This is a genomic window from Pseudomonas sp. RIT-PI-a, from assembly GCF_001187875.1.
In the GTDB taxonomy this organism is placed as follows: domain Bacteria; phylum Pseudomonadota; class Gammaproteobacteria; order Pseudomonadales; family Pseudomonadaceae; genus Aquipseudomonas; species Aquipseudomonas coleopterorum.
Genome location: NZ_LGIR01000011.1, coordinates 260302 through 281578, shown reverse-complemented (window position 1 = coordinate 281578; position 21277 = coordinate 260302). Strand labels below are relative to the sequence as shown.

22 protein-coding genes and 1 pseudogene are annotated in these 21277 nt (G+C 61.2%); 13 read left to right on the top strand and 10 right to left on the bottom strand.

Annotated features, from left to right (window positions below):
• Positions 1 to 732, bottom strand: a complete 732-nt coding sequence (locus AC788_RS03570) for a GntR family transcriptional regulator (RefSeq protein WP_049859786.1) — start codon at positions 730 to 732, stop codon at positions 1 to 3.
• Between the two features lie 115 nt (positions 733 to 847).
• Between AC788_RS03570 and AC788_RS03565 the strand changes: the two genes are divergently transcribed.
• The 3 genes from AC788_RS03565 (at position 848) to AC788_RS03555 (ending at position 3861) form a co-directional block, all read left to right on the top strand.
• Positions 848 to 2203, top strand: a complete 1356-nt coding sequence (locus AC788_RS03565) for a class-II fumarase/aspartase family protein (RefSeq protein WP_049859237.1) — start codon at positions 848 to 850, stop codon at positions 2201 to 2203.
• Between the two features lie 71 nt (positions 2204 to 2274).
• A complete protein-coding gene (dctA, locus tag AC788_RS03560; RefSeq protein ID WP_049859236.1) occupies positions 2275 to 3576 on the top strand; it encodes a C4-dicarboxylate transporter DctA in 1302 nt (433 codons plus the stop codon).
• 90 nt (positions 3577 to 3666) lie between these two features.
• Positions 3667 to 3861, top strand: coding sequence for a hypothetical protein (locus AC788_RS03555; protein ID WP_049859235.1), 195 nt, complete (start codon positions 3667 to 3669; stop codon positions 3859 to 3861).
• A 41-nt stretch (positions 3862 to 3902) separates the two neighbouring features.
• Here the strand turns inward: AC788_RS03555 and AC788_RS03550 are convergent, their stop codons facing one another.
• The 5 genes from AC788_RS03550 to AC788_RS03530 all read right to left on the bottom strand — a co-directional run bounded on the left by AC788_RS03550 (position 3903) and on the right by AC788_RS03530 (position 8453).
• Positions 3903 to 4598, bottom strand: coding sequence for a DUF4286 family protein (locus AC788_RS03550; protein ID WP_049859234.1), 696 nt, complete (start codon positions 4596 to 4598; stop codon positions 3903 to 3905).
• A 21-nt stretch (positions 4599 to 4619) separates the two neighbouring features.
• The gene (locus AC788_RS03545; protein WP_049859233.1) at positions 4620 to 5513 is read right to left on the bottom strand and encodes a fumarylacetoacetate hydrolase family protein; all 894 of its coding nucleotides are present in this window, start codon (positions 5511 to 5513) and stop codon (positions 4620 to 4622) included.
• Between the two features lie 3 nt (positions 5514 to 5516).
• On the bottom strand, positions 5517 to 6326 hold the full coding sequence (locus AC788_RS03540) for a 2-keto-4-pentenoate hydratase (protein ID WP_049859232.1): 810 nt from the start codon (positions 6324 to 6326) through the stop codon (positions 5517 to 5519).
• Positions 6323 to 7129, bottom strand: a complete 807-nt coding sequence (locus tag AC788_RS03535) for an IclR family transcriptional regulator (protein ID WP_049859231.1) — start codon at positions 7127 to 7129, stop codon at positions 6323 to 6325. Before AC788_RS03535 ends, AC788_RS03540 begins: the two co-directional genes overlap by 4 nt.
• Positions 7130 to 7274: 145 nt before the next feature.
• Complete coding sequence (locus AC788_RS03530; protein WP_049859230.1) at positions 7275 to 8453, bottom strand: fumarylacetoacetate hydrolase family protein; 1179 nt, start codon at positions 8451 to 8453, stop codon at positions 7275 to 7277.
• Positions 8454 to 8575: 122 nt separating this feature from the next.
• Between AC788_RS03530 and AC788_RS03525 the strand changes: the two genes are divergently transcribed.
• From AC788_RS03525 to AC788_RS03515, 3 genes are all read left to right on the top strand, one after another.
• Positions 8576 to 9535 (top strand): LysR family transcriptional regulator, encoded by a 960-nt coding sequence (locus AC788_RS03525; protein ID WP_049859229.1) that lies wholly within the window; start codon positions 8576 to 8578, stop codon positions 9533 to 9535.
• A 145-nt stretch (positions 9536 to 9680) separates the two neighbouring features.
• On the top strand, positions 9681 to 11228 hold the full coding sequence (locus AC788_RS03520) for a UxaA family hydrolase (protein ID WP_049859228.1): 1548 nt from the start codon (positions 9681 to 9683) through the stop codon (positions 11226 to 11228).
• A gap of 54 nt (positions 11229 to 11282) precedes the next feature.
• Entirely contained in the window at positions 11283 to 12152 is an 870-nt protein-coding gene (locus AC788_RS03515) for a shikimate dehydrogenase family protein (RefSeq protein WP_049859785.1), read from the top strand.
• Between the two features lie 54 nt (positions 12153 to 12206).
• Here the strand turns inward: AC788_RS03515 and AC788_RS03510 are convergent, their stop codons facing one another.
• The 3 genes from AC788_RS03510 to AC788_RS03500 all read right to left on the bottom strand — a co-directional run bounded on the left by AC788_RS03510 (position 12207) and on the right by AC788_RS03500 (position 15042).
• On the bottom strand, positions 12207 to 13277 hold the full coding sequence (locus tag AC788_RS03510) for a diguanylate cyclase (RefSeq protein ID WP_049859227.1): 1071 nt from the start codon (positions 13275 to 13277) through the stop codon (positions 12207 to 12209).
• Between the two features lie 183 nt (positions 13278 to 13460).
• Entirely contained in the window at positions 13461 to 13937 is a 477-nt protein-coding gene (locus tag AC788_RS03505) for a (R)-mandelonitrile lyase (protein ID WP_049859226.1), read from the bottom strand.
• A gap of 196 nt (positions 13938 to 14133) precedes the next feature.
• Positions 14134 to 15042 carry a LysR family transcriptional regulator gene (locus tag AC788_RS03500; protein WP_049859225.1) on the bottom strand — a complete coding sequence of 303 codons (909 nt, stop codon included), beginning with the start codon at positions 15040 to 15042 and terminating at the stop codon, positions 14134 to 14136.
• A gap of 202 nt (positions 15043 to 15244) precedes the next feature.
• Between AC788_RS03500 and AC788_RS03495 the strand changes: the two genes are divergently transcribed.
• The 7 genes and pseudogenes from AC788_RS03495 (at position 15245) to AC788_RS03470 (ending at position 20843) form a co-directional block, all read left to right on the top strand.
• Positions 15245 to 16144 (top strand): arginase family protein, encoded by a 900-nt coding sequence (locus AC788_RS03495; protein ID WP_049859784.1) that lies wholly within the window; start codon positions 15245 to 15247, stop codon positions 16142 to 16144.
• A gap of 229 nt (positions 16145 to 16373) precedes the next feature.
• Complete coding sequence (locus tag AC788_RS03490) at positions 16374 to 17075, top strand: glutathione S-transferase family protein (protein ID WP_049859224.1); 702 nt, start codon at positions 16374 to 16376, stop codon at positions 17073 to 17075.
• Positions 17076 to 17205: 130 nt separating this feature from the next.
• Positions 17206 to 17769 carry a TetR/AcrR family transcriptional regulator gene (locus tag AC788_RS03485; protein WP_049859223.1) on the top strand — a complete coding sequence of 188 codons (564 nt, stop codon included), beginning with the start codon at positions 17206 to 17208 and terminating at the stop codon, positions 17767 to 17769.
• A gap of 145 nt (positions 17770 to 17914) precedes the next feature.
• Positions 17915 to 18682 (top strand): annotated as a pseudogene (locus tag AC788_RS22165) (PAS domain-containing protein); the annotation flags it as partial.
• Positions 18683 to 18685: 3 nt separating this feature from the next.
• Positions 18686 to 19270 (top strand): methyl-accepting chemotaxis protein, encoded by a 585-nt coding sequence (locus AC788_RS22160; RefSeq protein ID WP_269083343.1) that lies wholly within the window; start codon positions 18686 to 18688, stop codon positions 19268 to 19270.
• A gap of 63 nt (positions 19271 to 19333) precedes the next feature.
• Entirely contained in the window at positions 19334 to 20458 is a 1125-nt protein-coding gene (locus AC788_RS03475; RefSeq protein WP_049859221.1) for an alkene reductase, read from the top strand.
• 55 nt (positions 20459 to 20513) lie between these two features.
• Positions 20514 to 20843 carry an ArsR/SmtB family transcription factor gene (locus tag AC788_RS03470; protein WP_049859220.1) on the top strand — a complete coding sequence of 110 codons (330 nt, stop codon included), beginning with the start codon at positions 20514 to 20516 and terminating at the stop codon, positions 20841 to 20843.
• A gap of 11 nt (positions 20844 to 20854) precedes the next feature.
• On the opposite strand, the gene AC788_RS03465 is transcribed toward AC788_RS03470, so the two are convergent.
• Positions 20855 to 21268, bottom strand: a complete 414-nt coding sequence (locus AC788_RS03465) for a winged helix-turn-helix transcriptional regulator (RefSeq protein WP_049859219.1) — start codon at positions 21266 to 21268, stop codon at positions 20855 to 20857.
• Between the last annotated feature and the right edge of the window lie 9 nt (positions 21269 to 21277).

The window sequence follows — 21277 nt, the reverse complement described above, 5'->3', positions numbered from 1 at the left end:
CTAGAGCTTGTCCCGGCGCATCTGTGACACCAGAGTGAAGCGGTCCTGGGGGTGGGTGGTTTCCGAAACCACCATTACCGCCCCGTCCTTGTCGCGGTATTGCCGCAGAATGTTCAGGCCGGGTGAACCGACGTCCGCATTGAGGCTTTTGGCAATCTCGACCGAGAGCAGTACCGCACGTACCTGCTGATCCACCACATCAATGTACCGGCCGAAATGCCGTTCGATCAGGGCGGCGATCAGCTCGTCGGGATGCTGGTTGGCTAGCTCGATCACTTCCGAATAGATATCTTGGGCGTACACATCGGTCCAGCAGAGCGGCGCGCGCGGGTTTTCCTGATCGACGCGCAGGCTGGATACTCGAAAGTAATGCTCCCCAGGCTCAAGGCCCAAGCGCTTGGCCTGCGCGATGTCGGCCACGAAATGCAGGACGTTCTGAATGCTGCGCACTTGGGTTTCGGCCAGGTGCACCAGATCCGATACCGAGGCCAGCGACTGCGAGTATCCACCGATGGGTGTGGCCGACTCGACCCGTGTGCCGACTCGCTTGCGGCGTGACACCAGGCCCTGATTCTGCAGCTGGGTAATCGCCGCGCGCACGGTGTGCCGACTCACCCCATAGAGGTCGCACAGCTCCAGCTCGGTGGGCAGCAAGGTGCCCACCGGAAATCGACCGCTGGAAATCCCTTCCCTCAAGTCCTTCGCAACGACCTCATAGCGCGTCTGGCTCATACCTTCCATCAGTCTCAAGCGATCAACGAGTTGACAGTGTACCAGTGCGCGCGCAATTATTATGTACGTACATATTAATATGTATGTTTAATAACAAACATAACAGGATCTTCTCATGTCCAGCACCGTCTTTGATTCCGCTCTCTTTCGTGACATGTTCGGCACAGCGGAAATGCGTGCCGTGTTCTCCGACCAGGCGCTGATCGAACGCTATATCGAAGTGGAAGTGGCACTGGCGCGCGCGCAGGCAAGCTGTGGCGTCATTCCCGGCGAGGCCGCCGAACGCATTGCCGAAAGCGCCACCTATGCATCCCTCGACCTGGCGCTCATGCAGCATGAGACCGAAATCGTCGGGTACCCGATTCTCCCGCTGGTCGAGCAACTGTCGAAAACCTGTGGCGATGCAGGTCGCTACGTCCATTGGGGGGCGACCACCCAGGACATCATGGACACCGCCGTCGTACTGCAAGTCCGCGCCGCGCTGCTGCTGATCGAGCGTGATATCAAAGCGGTGCGGGGCCTGCTCGCCGACCTCGCCAGGCGCTACCGCGACACCCCCATGGCCGGTCGCACCCACCTGCAGCACGCCCTGCCGATCACCTTCGGCTACAAATGTGCCGTGTGGTTGAGCATGTTCGATCGCCACGCCGAGCGTCTGGTCGAACTGCGTCCGCGGGTTGAAATCGGCCAATTCGCAGGCGCCGCCGGAACCCTGGCGTCCCTGGGCGACAAAGGTCTTGAGGTGCAGGAAGCGCTCATGGCGGAATTGAACCTCGGCGTTCCGCAAGCCACCTGGCACGTTGCCCGGGACGGCCTGGCCGAAACCCTGAATTTCCTCGGCCTGGTCACCGCGTCCCTGGGCAAGGTCGCACTGGACGTCATGATGATGATGACCAGCGAACTGGGCGAGGCGTACGAACCTTTCGTCAAGGGACGCGGCGCCAGCAGCACCATGCCGCAGAAGCGCAATCCCATTTCCTGCGAACTGATGTATGCGGCCGCCAAAGGCGTGCGTCAGCAGGCCGGGCTGATGCTCGACGCCATGATTCAGGACTTCGAACGCTCCACCGGTCCATGGCAAGCCGAATGGATCGCCATTCCCGAAGCCTTCGCCTTGAGCGCCGCGTCGCTGGCCCAGGCCAAGTTCATGCTGGCGGGTCTGGAAGTACGTCCCGAGCGCATGCGCAAGAACCTCGACATGACCAAAGGGCTGATCGTGGCCGAAGCCGTGATGATGGGCCTTGCGCCGGCGCTGGGTCGTCAGGTTGCGCACGACGTGGTCTATGCCGCCTGCCGCCTCGCCAACGATGAAGGCACCAGCCTGCTCGACGCGTTGCTTGCCCAGGGCGAAGCCACCGCTGAACTCGATATCGAAGAGCTCAAGCGACTGACCGATCCGGCCAACTATCTGGGCCTGGCACCGCAGATGGTGGATATCGCCCTGGCCCGTGAGGGCAGCGTCAAACGCTGATTGTTCGAAGGCTCGCCGCGATTGAGCCCTTCTGCCTATTGCTCGCCTATAACAACAACGAGACTGCAGACATGACGACCCTCAACAAAAAACCGTTCTATAAGGACCTGACCTTCCAGGTCATCGCCGCCATGGTGCTGGGCATTGCCTTCGGCTTCCTGGCGCCGGAACTGGCAGCCAAGTTCAAGATTCTCGGGGATATCTTCCTCAAGTTGATCAAGACCGCCGTTGCCCCTCTGGTGTTTTTCACCGTGGTCCACGGCATCGCTTCGGCGGGTGATATAAAGCGGGTCGGCAAGGTCGGCCTGCGCGCGCTGATCTACTTCGAAATCGTCTCCACCATCGCCCTGGCCATTGGCTTGCTCTGGGGCAATCTGCTGAACATCGGCTCGGGCATGCACGATGCGCATCCGAGCAGCGCCACTGCCGCAGCAGCGACTGCGGCAGTCGCCAAAGGTCACGCCCCGGCCTCGACCCTGGACTTCATCTACGGCATCTTCCCCGACAACTTCGTCGGTGCGTTCGCAGGTGGGCAGTTGCTGCAGGTACTGGTCATCTCGGTCTTGTTCGGCTTCGCGCTGCTGGCGCTCAAGCCCGAACGTCGCAGCGTTATCGAGGATGGACTGAGCCGCATTTCCGAATGCTTCTTCGAGTTCATCAACCTGATCATGAAGTTCGCCCCTTTGGGTGCCTTCGGCTCGGTGGCCTATGCCGTAGGCAGCAACGGCGCAGCGGTCCTGATGTCCCTCGCCAACCTGGTGCTGATGTTCTACGTCTGCATCGCTTTCTTCATCTTCGTTGTGCTCGGCATCGTCTGCCGAATCTCGGGGTTCAGCCTGTGGCGCTTCCTCAAGTACATCAAGGATGAAGTCTTCATCGTACTCGGCACCGCTTCTTCCGAGAGTGCCCTGCCCCGACTGCTGCAGAAGCTCGAGAAGTTCGGTTGCTCCAAGCAGAGTGTGGGACTAGTGCTGCCGACCGGTTACGCCTTCAACCTGGATGGCACCTCCATCTACATGTCGCTGTGCGTGCTGTTCATCGCCAACGCCTATGGCGTACCTCTGAGCTGGGAACAGCAATTGGGCATTATCGCCATCATGCTGGTGACGTCGAAAGGTGCCGCGGCGGTGTCCGGTGGCAGCTTCGTGGTCTTCGCCGCCACGGTTACCGCCATCGGCTCGCTGCCGGTGGAAGGACTGGCGTTGCTGTTCGGCGTGTACCGGTTCATGTCCATGGCGATCGCCACCTGCAACACCATCGGCAACAGTGTGGCCACGGTGGTGGTGTCGAAGTGGTCCGGCGAGTTCACCGAGCACACCGCGCGGGCGGAGTACCATCGGGTATTGGGGCGCAACCCGCAGGCAGCGCTCTGAGCGTCGGCAAGTCGGCAAGTCGGCAAGTCGGCAAGTCGGACTTGGTGAACAGGGCTCATGGGTTTATCCAGTCGTAGGCCATAGTCACCCATGCGCTTGCTCTCGCTGGCCCTGGACGAAGCCGGCGAGAGCAAGCGCCGAGCCGCGGTGCAGTCGGCCACGAGGCAAGTGGCGCCCAAGCTGGGCGAATACACCAACGACGTTCTACCTGGTCTTCTACGTCGGCTGGCCCAAGGCGATGTCGGCGGTGCCAGTGCCAGGGAGGTGGTCACGTCACGGGGGTGAGCGTCCAGCATCAAAGTGGCCATGCTGGAAGCGCTAACGTTTTACCCCGCAGCGCTCGGGGTTTTGCAACGGGTGTACTCCAACTGGTAAAGCGTCGCTTCCGGGGTGCTGGACTGCCCTTCCAGCAACCGGTGCAGCTCGACCATGAAGGCATCGCCCGCGGCCTCGACATAGTCGGCAGCACAGCCTTCGATCATGACGATCCAGGCCGGAATCTGCGTGCCTTCGGCGCGGGCCTTTTTCTCGGCGGTTTCGACCTTGCTGACCGCCTCGTCAGCCACGCACAGATGCACGCCCGTGATGCCCTGCCTGTCAGCCAGCGGGGCCAGGACCCGTTGACGCAACGCATCGGAAACGGGCTTGTGCTGCTCCTGTTCAACGTCGAAGCGGATAGTCAGTAGATAGGCGCCCTGCCCCACGCCGCTGGTGTACGTCACATCGCAGATCGAGCGTGCGACGTTGCGATAGGATTTCACCGACTGCTGCGTCCAGGGCGTCGGCGTATTGAGACGCGACAAGTAGTCCTGTCCGCCCAGGACCTGCACGCTGTCTGCCTCGTAAAGGTTGAAGTAGGTCGGCCCCGCATTCAGCGCAATGTAGCGACGCCCGCGCAGAAAGCCTGGAATACCGGCACGCTCGGGCATGTGCTCGCGGTTGTGCCATTCATAGAACTCATCCCGCGCTTCGGGCAGAAGATCGTGCCAGATCGCGACCACACCTGTTCCTGCAAAACTCATGGTGTTCTCCTCGGGTAGTAGTCAGTCAACGTTCGGATGGCGACCGGCTACCCAGGCAGCACCCATTTCGGCCACGTAAGGCACCACTGCCTGAGTTTGCTCGCCCAGACCCTGGCCGCCGACGCGCATCGTGTCACCTGCCTTGAGGAACACGGGTGGCTTCTGCCCCAGGCCGACCCCCGGTGGCGTACCGGTGATGATCACGTCGCCAGGCATCAGCGGCATGAAGCGGCTCAGGTACGCCACAATGTGGGCGACGCTGAAAATCATTGTGCGGGTGTTGCCGGTCTGCAGGCGCTTGCCGTTGACGTCCAGCCAAAGGTCCAGCGTCTGTGGGTCGGCGATCTCGTCACGGGTAACCAGCCATGGCCCCAGCGGAGCGAAGGAAAAACCGCTTTTGCCCTTGGCCCACTGGCCTTCGTATTCGAGCTGGTAGGCCCGTTCCGACACATCGTTGGCCAGGCAGTAACCGGCGATATGATCCAGCGCCTGCGACTCCGGGATCTGCCAGGCGGGCGTGCCGATAACGATGGCCAGCTCCACTTCCCAATCGAGCTTTTCGGCGCCGGTCGGCAGGATGACCGGATCGTTGGGCCCGCTGATGGAGCCGGTGTGCTTGTTGAACACCACTGGCTGGCTCGGGATGGGCGTGTTGGTTTCTGCGGCGTGGTCGGAGTAGTTCAGGCCGATGCAGATCAGGTTCGGCACACTGCCCACGCAGGGACCCAGGCGAGTGCCGGGCGCCACCGGTGGCAATTTTTCAATGTCGACGCCGCGCAACTTCTGCAGTACATCCGGGCTGAGGGCTGACGCGTCGATGTCATCGACGATGCCCGAAAGGTCGCGGACCTCTCCCTTCGAATCCAGAATGCCTGGTAGTTCCTGCCCCGGTGAACCGAAACGAACTAAGCGCATGTATTACTCCTTGAGCGTTGAGAAATGGACAGACATGGAGCCTGCACGGCCGAACCGAATGTGCAGCGGCTCATTGACGGGTACATCGAGCACACCGGCATAGGATCCGGTGATGATCACCTGGCCTGCCCGCAGGCCTATGCCCTGTGCAGACAGAAAATTGGCCAGCCAGACGATGGGCAGAATGGGGTCGGCGTCCGGGTGGCGCCCGTTGATTTCGATTGGCTGGGCGGCACCGCGCACGGAAATGTGCAGTTCGGCGGGCAACCTTGCACAGGACAACGTCGTCCGCGGTCCAAGGACCAATCCGTGGTTGAACAGGCCGTCGGCCAGCAATTGCTCGAACGGCAGCGATTGCGGATCGGTGTATCGGCAGCCGATCACCTCCAGGGCCAAGTGGGTATCGCCGATGGCAGCGATGATGTGTTCGGCGGTGTAGGGTTCGCCTCGTACCGGCAGATCGCGGGTCAGGATGCAGGCAAGCTCCGGCTCGATCCGCGCCTGCTGGGTATCGGCGGGTACGCCATAGCGCTCGCCGCTGACGATGCTGTCGCTGTAGAGGGGCGCCACGATCCACTTTCCGGTGGGCGGCAATGCACATTTCCATCCGCCCACGGTCTTGCCGGCCAATGGCCCGACGCGCTGCTGAATGGCGAAGCCTTCGGCCAGGCTGGTGGGCCGGCCAGACTCCGGCAGCGCTGTCAGGCGGATACCTTCGCGGCGGGCGTGGACCAGGGCAGCGGCTGCGGTGTCCAGCGCAGTTGCTGTTTCACTATGGACTGTTTCACTGCGGGCGCAAGGCTGCTCGTTCATGGACGCACCGAGTGCACATCGTTCTGCCGCGGCCACACCGTGCCCACCTTGTGGGCGGCGTCTTCGAGCAGCGCATGCAGCTCTTCATAGCGCTCCGGCTGCATGCGCATGACCGGGCCTGCGATGCTCATGGTGCCCACCACCGACCCGCCGGGAATGAGCCTGACCGGCACCGCGATCGCCCACACCCCGGCCTCGGCCTCTTCAACGACCAGACCATACCCGCGCTCGCGTGTCAGCTTCAGATCGCTGAGCAGCGATTCGATGGTGCTGAGCGCTTTGGGCCCCTGACCGGGATTCGCCTCGGTGCTCCCCAGTCCACTGCGCAGCGCAAGCTCGACGGCCTGCTCATCGGGCATCGACGCCAGCCAGGCCTTGCCGTTGGCCGTCGCGTACAGATTGATCGGGTGATCCATGGCGGGCGAATAGACCAACCCAGGCGCCGCGCCTTGCGCTGACGACAGCCAGGACAGGCTGCCTTCGCTGACGACGGTGAGCCGCACCAGTTCCTGGCACTGCCTGGCAACCTGCTCGATGATCGGCTGAACGCGCTCGGGCAAACCGATGCCGTGCAGGTAACGCTGGCCCAGCAACGCCAGTTTCAGGGTCAGGCGATATTGCGACGTTGCCTCGTCCTGTTCCGCCCAACCCTGTTCGACCAGTTGCGCGAGCACGCGGTGAGCCGGTCCCTTTTCCAGGCCCAGGTCGGCAGCGATGTCGGACATACGCATCCAGCGGGCTTCACGTGCCAGCAGCTCGATGGCTTCAAGACAACGGTCGACGGCACCTTTGACGACTCTCATATTTTTCTCGACTTATCTTTGACATCACGGTGGATTTGATCAACATTGCTCTTAACGGAACAGTGTTCCAACAGTATGCAGTCCCCGTTGGATAAGTCAAACCGCTGCGGATATTCCATGCATGTACCAGAGAATCCGATCTCGCCTACAGCAAGCCTCGCGCCGCGAGGTTGTGCATCACCGCCCGCAGGCCGTAGGTCCATGGGGCAGCCTCATGGCTATAGGTCACCGTATTGCGCAGGCTGCCCAGCAGCGCGCTGCCGATGCTGACCTCGTCGCCCTGCTTGTGGGTGAAGCCGCTGCCGGGGGCTTCACGATCCTGGGTGGGCGCAAAGAGAGTGCCCAGAAACAGCATGAAGCCATCGGGGTATTGATGTTCACCGTTCAGCGTCTGGGCCACGAGTTCCAGGGGATCCCGGCTGATCAACGCCATGGAGCTGCTGCCTTCCAGGGTGAAGCCGTCCTCACCCTGAACGTGCAGATCGACCACACAATTGCGCACGTCGTCGAGGTTGAAGGTCTCGTCGAACAACCGAATGAACGGACCGATGGCGCAGGACGCATTGTTGTCCTTGGCCTTGCTCAACAGCAGCGCGCTGCGGCCCTCGAAATCACGCAAGTTGACGTCGTTGCCCAAGGTCACGCCATGCACCAGCCCCTGACTGTTCACCGCGAGCACGATCTCCGGTTCCGGATTGTTCCATTCGGATTTGCGATGGATGCCGATTTCGCTGCCACTGCCGACCGCGGCCATCACCGGCGCCTTGGTGAAGATCTCCGCATCCGGACCGATCCCCACCTCCAGATACTGCGACCACATCCCCTGCTCAATGAGCACGGCTTTCAGACGCATCGCCGCGGGCGAGCCGGGTTCGATGGCGCGCAAGTTGTCGCCTATCGCCTCCTGAACCAGCCGCCTCACGCTTTCGGCCTTGGCCGCGTCACCTCGCGCCTGCTCCTCGATCACCCGCTCGATCATGCTGGATGCGAAGGTCACACCTGCGGCCTTGATCACCTGGAAATCGGCCGGCGGCAGGAGCGACGGCTCGTTCGGATCGGCATGCTTGCCGGTATTGGCCAGCAACGCCTCGACGGTGCCGATGTACCGGCCCGGCGTCAGACGAACCGCGGACAACGGCGAGCGGTGCTCCAACAGGTCGCTCATCGTGGAAAAGCTGTCGGAAAGATCGAACACGCCTTCATGACGAATCACGATCGGCGAGGGTCCTGCGATAGCACCTGGGACCCAGGCGCGGCCAATCAGTGTGCCGGCTACGCCATCCACCGGCAGCGTGTTCTGGCGCGTCAGTTTCAAAAGTCCCATCGCAGGTTCCATTTCAGTCGGCTATCGGAGCCTTGAAAGTACTGGACGGGCTTCGAAAATCCCAATGACTCAATCTCACCCATCAATGCTGTTTCGTTATCGACGCGCAGGGGCTCACCGACATGCACAGCGACCACATCACGTTTTCCAGCGTCACCCGGTGGCTGAAGATCAAGCATCTGGTTCTGGTCAACAGCCTGGCCAAGACCCGGAACATGCACACCACGGCGCAACACATGAATGTCACCCAGCCGGCCATCAGCAAGCTGCTGCGCGACTTGGAAGAGTTGCTGGGTTTTGCGCTGTTCGAGCGACAGACCCGCAATCTGGTGCTGACCGAGCTGGGCGTGTTCGTCGCCCGCTACGCACGCGTTACCCTGGAAGACACGGAGTCATTCGTGGACCAGGTCAACAAGCTGCGCAAAGGCGGCCATGGCCACTTGAAGATCGGCACCATTTTCGCAGCCACCTCGGTCGTGCTGCCCGAGGCCATCGCCTGCATCAAACGCAAACGTCCGCTGCTGGCCATCGAGGTGATCGAGCAAACCAGCAATCAGTTGCTGGAGATGCTGGAGCAGAAAAAACTCGACCTGATCATCGCGCGCTTCACCCACGATGATTGCCAGTCGTTCGAATTCGTCCCGCTGGGGCCCGAGCCGTTTTGCCTGGTCGCCAACCATGCCCACCCGCTCTGCCAGCTCGACGAAGTACCCTGCGAAGCGCTGAGCGAGTGGCCATGGGTCATGTACCCGTTCAATACCCCCATTCGCCGGCGCATGGAGCGTGCCTTCCGGCTGTTCGACATCGCGTCGCCCACCAATACGGTGGAAACCATTTCGATGCAGACCTTCCTGCAGTTGCTCCAGTCCGGCCCGATGCTGGCCATGCTGCCGGAGTCGATGGTCCAGTCGCACGTGCAGAGCGGACAGTTGCGAGTGCTCAGGACGCCCTTCAGCGTCGAGTCCCAGGACTACGGTGTCATCACCCGAAAGGATGAGCAGGTATCGGAACCGACGCAGAGCTTCATCGATACGCTGCTCTGGTTCGCCAGCCAGAGGCGCGCTGCCACCGGCGATGGATGAGCGCGTCGAACCCTGCCATGAGACAAAGTTATCGAGCAATCGAAAGCTCTCATTGGGCAGCCTTTGCGCCGAATCCTATAGTGCCGGCACAAGAATGCGGCGCTCATTGGCGACCGCGCATCACCCCGCAGCCCGTGAGGATGCAATGGACCTGATCATGAAAACCGGCGCCGCCCCCGTGCTGCGCTTGAATGCCCTGGACGATGTGCTGATCGCCAGACGGCCCTTGCTGGAAGGCGAAGTACTCGAGCAGGAGGGCATCACCGTTCGGCAATCGATCGTTCCGGGCCACAAGGTTGCCTGCCGCCGTATCGAAGCCGGTCAACCGGTGAGGCGCTATGGGCAGATCATCGGTTTCGCCATCGCCGCCATCGAACCCGGTGATCACGTCCATGTACACAACCTGGCCATGGGTGAGTTCTCGCGTGACTACGCATTCGGTATCGATGTACGGGCTGCGTCGACGCCAACCCGGATACCCACCTTCATGGGCATCGTACGCCGCGACGGACGCGTGGCGACGCGCAACTACATCGGCATTCTCACGTCGGTGAATTGCTCGGCCACGGTGGCCCGCGCCATCGCCGACCATTTCCGCAGGGACATCAACCCTGCCGCCCTGCAGGCGTATCCGAACGTGGACGGCGTCGTGGCACTGACCCACTCGGCCGGTTGTGCGGTCGATGCCTCGGGCGATGGCCTGAGCCTGCTGCGGCGGACGCTGGCCGGCTACGCGACCCATCCCAACTTCGCAGCAGTGCTGGTCATCGGCCTGGGCTGCGAGACCAATCAGATCGACGCCTTGCTCAGCACTAAAGGCCTCTCGCGCAGTGACACCCTGCGCACATTCAGCATCCAGGATACCGGCGGCACGTCCAAATCGATTGCCAAGGGGATCGCCCAGGTCCAGGCACTGCTCGGCGAAGCCAATCGGGTCCGACGCGAGCCGGTCGGCGTGCAGCACCTCACCGTGGGGCTGCAGTGCGGCGGTTCGGATGGCTACTCGGGCATCACGGCCAATCCCGCGCTGGGCAATGCGGTGGATCGGCTGGTGACCTGTGGGGGCACCGCAATTCTTTCCGAAACGCCGGAAATCTACGGCGCCGAGCACCTGCTCACCCGTCGAGCCGTCAGCCGCGAGGTGGGCGAAAAGCTGATCGCGCGAATCCACTGGTGGGAACGCTACTGCGCGCGCATGGGCGCCGAGTTGAACAACAACCCCTCGGCGGGCAACAAGGCAGGCGGCTTGACCACCATTCTGGAGAAGTCGCTGGGCGCGGTGGCGAAGGCCGGCTCGAGCAACCTGACCGATGTCTACGAATACGCGCAAACCGTGACGGCCCATGGCCTGGTGTTCATGGACACCCCTGGCTACGACCCGGTGTCCGCCACAGGGCAAGTGGCTGGCGGGGCCAACCTGATCGCCTTTACCACGGGCCGCGGATCGGCCTATGGATGTGCGCCCGCCCCCTCGATCAAGCTGGCGACCAACAGCGCCCTGTGGGCTCGACAGCGCGAGGACATGGACATCAATTGCGGCGAGATCGCCGAAGACAAACAGACCATCGAAGCCTGCGGCGCGGCGATATTCGATGCGATGCTGCGTATTGCTTCAGGCGAGCGCAGCATGAGCGAGCAACACGGGTACGGGCAGAACGAGTTCGTGCCGTGGCAGATCGATGCCGTGACCTGAGTGTGCAGCAACGCTTTCGACACCGCGCCTATCATCACCGGACATTGGGCAATCATGGCCACACACATCAAAGGCTCCACTCGACTCTACGGATTGGTCGGCCATCGGTTGGCCGCCGCCAAATCCCCACAGCTGCTCAATCCCGTGTTCATGGACCAGGGCGAAGACGCGGTCTGCATTCCGTTTGAGGTAACGCCCGATGGCTTGAGCAACTTCGTGATCGGCGCCAGAGCCTTGAACAACCTGGCAGGCCTGCTGGTCACCATGCCACACAAGCAAAGCATGTTGGCCCTGGTCGACGAGCTTCACCCAACGGCTCGCCAGGTGGGTGCAATCAACGTGGTCCGATGCGAAAGCGATGGACGCTGGGTCGGTGCGGTGTTCGACGGCCTGGGCTGCGTTCTGGGCATGCAACAGGAAGGTCACGAGCCTGCGGGCAAGAGCGTGCTGTTGGTGGGCGCGGGCGGTGCCGGCCGCGCGATCGCCTTCGCTGTCGCAGGCGCGGGTGCCCGGTCACTCACGGTGTGCGATGCCGACGAGCAGCGAGCTCGGAGCCTGGCCGAGTCCGTGGCGGCAGAAACGGGCTGCGCCACACGTGTGGGCCCACCTGATCCGCGCGGTCACCATATCGTGATCAACGCAACACCTCTGGGCATGGGCGCCCATGACCCCCTGCCCGTCGACCCGGAACGGCTCGAGCCCGACATGCTGGTCGTCGACATCATCAACTCGCCCCACTCGACACCCCTTTGCCGAGCGGCGCGCGAGAAAGGCTGCAGCACCCAGGACGGCGGCCATCTGCATCGCGGCCAGGCACGCCTGGTTCTGCGCTTCCTGGGATTGAATCAGGACGCGGATGGCGAACCTGGTGGCTTGCCTCCAGAACACGCTCGACCGGATCAGGCCATGACTCGAAGGTTATGAGGGCTGTGCTCGTTCAGGCCAGCGGCGGGACAGCAGTGATGCCGGTTTGCGCCGTCATGCGCCCGCTGTCGACCCGCCAGCTTCGGAATACTGCACACACAGCTGGTTCTTGCCACTGCGCTTGGCGCGGTACAACGCCTCGTCGGTGGCCTTGATCCAGTCGCGCTCGCTGGCGTATTGATGGGAGTACGGCACCAGGCCGATACTCAGCGTCACCTCGATGGGCACGGTCGCATCGACCCAGTCGGAAAACTGCCTACGGATGTCGTCCAACCGCTGAGTGGCTTCACCCAGGCTCATATCGAACAGCAGCAGACAGAATTCATCGCCGCCATAGCGCCCAGGTGCAGCCGATGCACCCAGTCCTGAACGCAGCAGATTGGCCAGGCGGCCGATGATCGCGTCGCCCATCAGATGGCCGTGCTCGTCGTTGATGCGCTTGAAGTTGTCGATGTCTATCAACGCCACCATCGCGATGACCTCACCTCGTCGGCATCGAGGAAAGATCTCTACCAGCTTTTCCATCCACGAAGCGTGGTGCAGCAGGCGGGTCATGCCGTCCAGCTTGCTGATTAGCTTGAAGGCTTTCTTGTGCACCGCCAGTTGCACTGACACGGCGTAGCTGGCGCGGGCCACGATCAGCGGATAGATGATCAGCATGGGCAGGCAGGCCAACTGCTGCAGCGCGCTGGTCGCCAACGATAACTCAAAGCCCTTCAGGCCCAGGGCCAGAAGCAGCCCCACCCCCTGCAACCCGACGGTGATCCGCAACAGGCGCCATCCGCCCGCTGCCATCGCGTTCATGGCGACCATGGACAGCAGCAGCACGGATGGCAGCAGGTTCAGCGCCATCAGCCCCGCCCAGCCGCCGGCGAACAGGCCATCCAGCGCGAGGCTGCGCAGTTCGACCGCGAACGGATCTGCGGCTCTGCGTGCGAGCAGGTAGGCAAGAGTCGGCCAGACCATGAGGTTGGTCAGCATTGCGCCCCACACCCACATCGGCGTGTCGGGGTCGACCCCCAGCACCGTACCGATGAACGTTGCACTCAACAGGCAGCCGATGGAACGGGGCCCGTAGATGCGGCGTGCAAACGTTTCTCCCAACTCACGACGACTGAGTGGCATTCCAAGGCTCTCCGGCGCTGCAATCGATGTGCCCTATCAGAGCTTGGCAGTGCCGGTGATCCGCCAGGAACTTCAGGTCAGGCGGGGTGGCACTTTGGCATCGATTTTATCGCAAGCCGAGGATGCAGTCAGCAGCCATTCGGTAGACACAGACAGGTTGGCGACGAACGCCGGACCGCCCCTTCACTGCGCTTGGCCGTAGTCCTCATCGGTGACCTGCTCCAACCACTCCACGACATTACCGTCCAGGGCTTCGGCAATGGCAATGTGGCTCATGCCGGTATCCGGCGTTGCGCCGTGCCAGTGCTTGACCTTGGGAGGAATCCACACGGTGTCGCCGGGACGAATCGATTGCCGGACCTGACCCTCCTGCTGCACGTAGCCCGCGCCTGCGGTCACGATCAGCGTCTGCCCCAGTGGATGAGTGTGCCAGGCAGTCCGCGCACCCGGATCGAAGGTCACGGTGGCGCCGCCGATGCGTGCGCCGTCGGTGCCTTTGAACGGCGCATCGACGCGTACCTTCCCGGTAAAGTATTCAGCGGGTCCGACGGCGGACGGCTGGGAACCTGCAGGCGTGACGGTGATATTCATGGGCTGAGCTCCTTCACTTTCGAAAGCTGACAAGGACAATGAGAGCGCTGCGATCGCGAATGTTTTCATCGTGTGCCCTTTTGGGGTTCGTGCAAGGGCTTCCAATCTACCGGTTACCTGCCCGTTCGATTAGTCGTGGGAAGCTGCATGCATAAGTGAGCGGAGCTCATCAATGCGGCGGGAAGACAGGCATGGGCTTCCTTCGTCGCCTTTGAACTATCGCAAGGTTTAATGAATGGATTCGCCAATGAAGGTTAGGGAGCGTTCAGTCCCTTTCACGCGGGGTGAGGCCTTCGTCGTTCAGGGCAGTCTTCAAAAAAGCTATCAACGCTTTCAGTGCGCTAGGCATCCGATGTCTGGAAAGGTAAACCGCATGGATGCCTAGCGGTGACAACTCGGTGTCGGGAAAGAGGCGTACGAGACGTCCGTCTGCAATCTCTTGCGCAACGGCAAAACCAGGTAGCATGGCAATGCCCGTTCCGCTCAGCGCAGCCCGCACCACGATCGCGGCTTCGTTGGTCGTGAAACTGCCCGTGACCGGGACCAAGACCGTGCCCGTAGCTTGCTTGAACTTCCATTCGCTCCGCCCGAAGTGGGCGTAGGTCAGACAGTTATGGGCCGTCAGGTCTTCAATAGCATCAGGTGTTCCGCACCGACCCAAATATTCAGGACTGGCGCAGATGTAGGAGTGAACACTTCCCAGCCTGGTCGCGATCAGAGTGGGATCCAGATCGTTGGTCACTCGGATAGCCAGATCGATACCGTCCTGCGCCAGGTTCGTCATGCGATCCACGACCTGCAGGTCAACAGAAACCAGCGGGTTCAGCTGCAGGAACTTCATCAAGATATCGGTCAGGCAATGTTCTGCAAAGATGGACGATGCAGTCACCCGAACGAGCCCTTTCGGTGTGCAGTGCGACGCAGTACCCACGGCAGACACCGTTTCGCTGAGTCTGATGAGTTCCTCGCAGATCGGAAGCGTCAACTCACCCGCCGGTGTCAGGCTGAGTTTGCGAGTGGTTCGATGCAGCAGACGTGCCTGGGCCCACTCCTCGATCGAACCTACGTATCGTGAAGCCATCGCGCGCGACATTCCCAAGTGCTCTGCGGCACCGGAAATGCTGCTTCGCTTGACAGCCTCCAAAAAAACCTTGGCGGCGATGATCCGGTCCATTCGCTCGATCCATGCAACAAAGCGTCAACCATAGCCCGGTATATCTGCACTGGACAAGCAAATAGACTGCGGACACAACGCTGGTTATGAAGTTCGAGACTTCCATATTTTTGGACGCAGAGGCTGGCCCTGCCAGTATCCGACTCAAACCAGGGAAAGTCGCACCCATGCCTACTCAATGTTCATCGAGAGTCCAATATCCATGTCTTTTAGCGAAGGTAAAACGCTGCGCTTGATTTTTCCCCAGTGGCAAGGTGGCAACAATGCGCCGTATCACTTGGGTGCAGAGTTGCTTGCCTGGTTGGCGCCCGAGCACTCAGGCCCCACAGAACATGTTCCCGTAGAGCCTCCCTCTGCAGGGGCACCGCTCGAAGAGTTGGGGATCGTTGGGCGCCGCGCGTTGCTGAAACAGCTGAACAGCGCGCAAACACTATTGAGCCGACACTCTGCGGACCGCTTGGTCATACTCGGTGGAGACTGCCTCGTTGACTTGGCTCCATTTGCTTATTTGAACGAACGCTACCAAGGCGACCTTGCCATTCTCTGGGTGGATGCTCATCCCGATATCATGACGCCAGAGCAATTCAACAATGCGCATGCCATGGTCCTTGGCATGCTGCTCGGCAATGGCGATCCGGACTTCGTCCAAGCAGTGGCCCGCCCGCTGAAGCCGCAAAACATCCTGTATGTGGGAATGCATGATCCTACCGATTGGGAGGCTTCCGAAATCGATCGTCTGGGTTTGCAGAATGTGAGTCCAGCCCAGATCACTCAGCACGGAAGCAGCGCCGTTCTTGATTGGTTCAAATCGACGGGTGCAAAGCACTTGGCCATTCATCTGGATCTGGATGTGCTGGACCCAAGACTGTTCCGCTCGCTTCTGTTTGCCAATCCCCATGCCCCGGAGAAATCGTTTGAGGGGGTGGCGCAAGGTCAGCTAAGTATCGAACAGGTACTGGACGTGCTGAGGGATGTTGCCAAGATCACTGATGTGGTGGGGCTGGGCATTACCGAGCATCTTCCCTGGGATGCCTTGGCGCTCAAGAACATGCTTGCCAGGCTGCCGCTGATTGGAGACGCGGGAAGATCCAATCCGTCATGAACATCATCCTATCGGGCACCGCCCTTGGTGTGAGCGCGCGACTGACAGTGGTCTTCCTTGCTCTGAGAAGGACCAGCGACGGTCCGAGATTGTCACCTTGAGCTACAGATCTTACGGTCAATAGACCACCTAACGAATGTCAGGTGATCTATTGACCGTAACTCTTGGGAAGTCTATGGTGAGCCTACCTAACAAACGTTAGGTAGGCTAATTTCCAAAGGACGCGCCCATGACCACCAAACTGCAGCTCTTCACCTCCCCCTCCGCCTTCCCCAATCCGCAACGGCTGCGGTTGTTCATGCACGAGAAAGGCATCGCCGATCAGTTCGACGAGGTCATCTACGACATGGCTCCGGGTGGACAGCAGCGCGGCTGGCGCCACCTGAACATGAACCCGTGGGGCGAAACGCCGACGCTGCAACTGGCCGATGGCAGCTACCTGGCCGAAACGGCGGCCATCGCGCGTTATCTGGACCAGACTTATCCAGGCCGCAAGATCATGGGCGACAGCGCGCTGGAACAGGGTCTGGACACCATGTGGGACAACCGCATCTGGGTGCACATCCTCTATCGCATCGTCACCGCGTTCCATGTGTTGCACACCGGGCTGGGGTTCAAACTCGAACTGACCAGGAACGAAGCATGGGGCGAGCATTGCCGCAAAGAAGCGCTGGCCCATGCGGCCCTGGTAAACCGTCATCTGGCCGATGGCCGTGAATGGCTACTGGGCGGCGCCGAGCCCACGTTCGCCGATATCACCCTGGCCACTGCCATCGCTTTCTCCAAGTTCCCGGTCAACGCCACCCCGCTCGACGAGCGTTTCGAACACCTGGACGCCTACTGGCAGCGCTGGCAGCAACGCCCGGCCTTCAAGGCGGCCTACGCGGATCGCAGCAGCGGCATCCCGGAGCTGGATTCGCCTGCTGCGTGAGGTGCCGCAAGGGGTATCGATAACCGCGACCGCCAACCCTTGGCGGTCGCGGTGTGAGTCATGCCGGTCCCTTTTGTTTTAAGATGACCGGCTTCCCCGAGAACACGTCCGACGTACACAAGGCACGACAATGAGCATCAACGCCCGCGAGGCCATACTTCTGGCTGCCCGCAACATTGCCCAGTCACAGGGCTACAACGGCCTGAATTACCGCGATTTGGCCAGCGCCGTGGGTATCAAGCCAGCCAGCATCTATTACCACTTCCCCAGCAAGGCCGACCTGGGCATTGCCGTGGCTCGACGGTACTGGGAAGACGGAGCGGCGGCACTTGAAGTCATCTGCGAGCAAACCCCGAACCCTCTGCAGGCACTGCAACGCTTCCCGGAGATCTTTCGGCGCTCGCTCGAGGCAGATAACCGGCTGTGCCTGGGCAGCTTCGTGGGGGCCGAGACCGATAATCTTCCCCCTGCCATGGCCGAGGAGATCCAGGCGTTTGCCCAGGTCAACATCGCCTGGCTGAGCCGTCAGCTGGTCGCTGCACAGGTGTGCGACGCGGGCGACAGTGACGCGCGGGCACGGGCCATTTTTTCGGCCGTGGCCGGTGCCCAACTCATTGCCCGAAGCCGGGCGGACATCTCGTTGTACGACACGCTGATCCAATCCTATCGAGCCTATGGGCCACTGCCGGCGTGAAGCCGCAATCGATTCAACTCCGCGCTGCGGAAATAAAAGCGGTTACTCATCGGCTTTCCCAACTATTTACTAAACATTGATTGAGCTTTGCGATGAGCGGTCGATACCCCTGGAACAGGGATACATCCAATCCGAGGGTAACAACGTGTTCAATTCAGCGCTGAAACGTAAGTTGCAATCCCAGGACGCTGAAATCATCAAACACCAAGGATTGGTGAATGCTCTGGACCGCTCGATGGCAATCGTCGAGTTGGGTCTGGATGGCAAAGTCATTCGTGCCAACGACAACTTCTTGAGGATCATGGGCTATCGCGCCGAGCAGATTCTCGGCGTGGCGCATTCGGATCTTTGTCCGACCGCATTGGTTCGCAGCTCGGCGTATAACGAGTTGTGGGGTCGTCTTCGAGCCGGAGAGTTCGTGTCCGGCACTTTCCAGCGGGTCGGTGCGGACGGCCGAAAGGTGTGGCTGGAGGCCAGTTACAGTCCGGTGCTGGATGAGCAGGGAAAAGTCTGCAAGGTCGTCAAGTTCGCACTGGATGTCACGCAAAAGGTGCTCCAGGATGCCGAGGCCAACAGCAAGCTCAATGCGCTGGATCGAGCGATGGCGGTCATCGAGTTCGACCTCAACGGCAATATCATTCAGGCCAACCAGAACTTTCTGAATACCATGGGCTATGTCCAGACTGACCTGAAAGGTAAGCATCACAGAATGTTCTGCGAAGCCGATCTGGTCGGCAGCAGTGAATACACTGACTTCTGGAAACGACTCAACTCCGGAGAAGTCTTCAGTGGTCAGTTCAAGCGCATCGGCAAGCACGGAAGGACGCTGTGGCTTGAAGCGACCTACAACCCCGTCTTCGATGCGGACGGCACCCTGACCAAGATCGTCAAGTTCGCCAGCGACATCACCGAGCGCGTGGAGAAGTTCGAAGAAGACTCGCGCAGCGCTTCGCGCGCCTACCATATCTCGGCCGAAACCGAGAAAGTCGCCGAGCAGGGCGCCGAAGTCATTCAGCAGACGGCGGTGGAAATGCGCCTGATCGCCGACCATATCGAGTCCTCGGCGCGCCTCGTGGGCCAACTGGGTGATCGCTCGGAGCAGATCACGGCGATCGTCAACACCATCCGCAGCATCGCTGACCAGACCAACCTGCTGGCCCTCAACGCAGCCATCGAAGCGGCGCGCGCCGGCGACCAGGGTCGCGGCTTTGCCGTCGTGGCCGACGAAGTAAGGCAACTGGCGGGCCGCACCAGCCGGTCGACCAGCGAGATCGCCGAGATGATCGGCAAGATTCTGGCCGAGACCCGGGATGCGGTGACCAGCATCAACTCCACCCACGAAGGCGCGCAGCGCGGTGTCTTGCTGGCGGAACAGGCCGGCCTGGTCATTCTGCAGATCCGTACCGGTACCAGCGATGCCGTGGAGGCGGTGAGCATGTTCGCGTCCAAACTGGATGAGTCGGAGGTCATTCCAAAGACGGCAGTTGGCTGGATGGGTTGATTCACATAAACACATTCGAATGTGTTAATGTATGGCTACTTTCAGTAGCCCTACGGAATCACTATGACCGACGCCAGCTTGTTCAGCCCTCTCACCCTCGGTGGCCTGACGCTCAAGAACCGCATTGCCCTCCCTCCTCTGACGCGGTCCCGGAGCAGCCAGCCGGGCGACGTCCCCAATGCCTTGATGAGCACCTATTACCGGCAGCGCGCCAGTGCCGGGTTCATGATCACCGAAGGCACGCAGATAGAACCACGCGGCCAGGGTTATGCCTGGACGCCTGGCATCTACAGCCAGGAGCAGATTGCCGGCTGGCGACAGGTGACCCGCGCCGTTCATGAAGAAGGCGGCGTGATCTTCTGCCAGCTCTGGCACGTCGGGCGCGTGTCCCATAACAGCCTGCAACCTGACAACCAGCCACCCGTCGCGCCCTCCGCCATTACAGCAACGGCGGTGAAAGTGTTCATCGAGACCGGTCCTGAAACGGGCGAGCTGGCAGACCCCAGCCTGCCTCGCGCACTGTCCACGGCAGAGGTCAAAGCGCTGGTGGAGTTGTACCGCGTGGCCGCCGTGAACGCGAAGGAAGCAGGCTTCGACGGCGTCGAACTGCATTCGGCCAACGGTTACCTGCTCAATCAGTTCCTGTCCGAACACACCAACCAGCGCACCGACGAATACGGCGGCACTCTGGAAAACCGTCTGCGTTTTCTGCGTGAAGTGACCGAAGCGGTGATCTCCGTGTTTGGCCGGGAACGTGTCGGCGTGCGTTTCGCACCGCTGTTCGAAACCACCGAAGAGGCCCGTGTCTACCTGGGCCTGGTGGAAAGCGATCCTCATGCCACCTACGTTCAGGCGGCGGCCATGTTGAATTCGCTGGGGATCGGTTACCTGTCCATTGCCGAAGCCGACTGGGACAACGCTCCGGAGTTGCCTGTGAGCTTCCGCCGGGCACTGCGCGAAACCTTCGGCAATCCGATCATGTATTCCGGCTGCTACACCCGGGAAAAAGCCGAACGGGTGCTCGCTGACGGTCATGGCGATCTGTTCGGATTCGGCCGCACGTTCATCGCCAACCCGGATTTGCCCAAGCGCTTCGCGCACGGCGCACCCCTCAATCCGGTCGACCACGCAACGCTTTATGGCGGTGGAGAACGGGGTTACATCGACTATCCGTTCATGACCCCTTAAAATAGCCGCTTCCGGGCGGGTTCACCCTCGCCCATCCACAGGGTCAGGCATCCACATGACGGCGTTGAACGAGGCATTGAAAGTTCTATCCAGCCCTACGCGGCGAGCCGTCCTGACCTGGCTCAAGGATCCTCATCGATCGTTCGCAGGCTACAGCCAGCTGTACGATTTCAGTGTGCATGGCGTCTGCGCCAGCCTGATTCAGGACAAGGCCGGGCTGTCGCAGCCGGCCACCTCCATCTGCCTCAAAGCCTTGCTCGACCAAGGTTTCGTCGAAGCCAGCAAAGTGGGCAAATGGACCTACTACAAACGCAACGAGGAGCAGATCACGGCGGCGATGGCCGGGTTGCTGACCGATCTGGAAGTCGACATTGCGGATCGATAGCGCACGCTCCATCATGCCGAGTTCTGGTCCTGCGCTTCGCGCCCTCTTTTGAAATCCATGATCTGGGGCAGGTTGTCCTCGATCCAATCCACCACCGTTTCCAGCTTCGTAGCGGCCTGAGTGCCCAGCGTCGTCAGGCTGTACTCGACGTACGGTGGTACCACCGGCAGCGCCAGACGCTGCACCAGTCCGTCGCCTTCGAGCCGTTGCAGCGTTTGAGCGAGCATCTTCTCGCTGACGCCGCCGATCTTGCGCCGCAGCTCGCTGAAGCGATGGGTGCCTTCCAGCAGCACCACCAGCACCAGCACGCCCCAGCGACTGGTCATGTGCTGGAGGATCTCCCGCGAAGGACAGTCCGCCTGCAACACTTCGCCGCGACGCAGCTTCTCGGCAAACCGGTGCGAATCGCTTTCAGCATGAGACATGGTACTTAC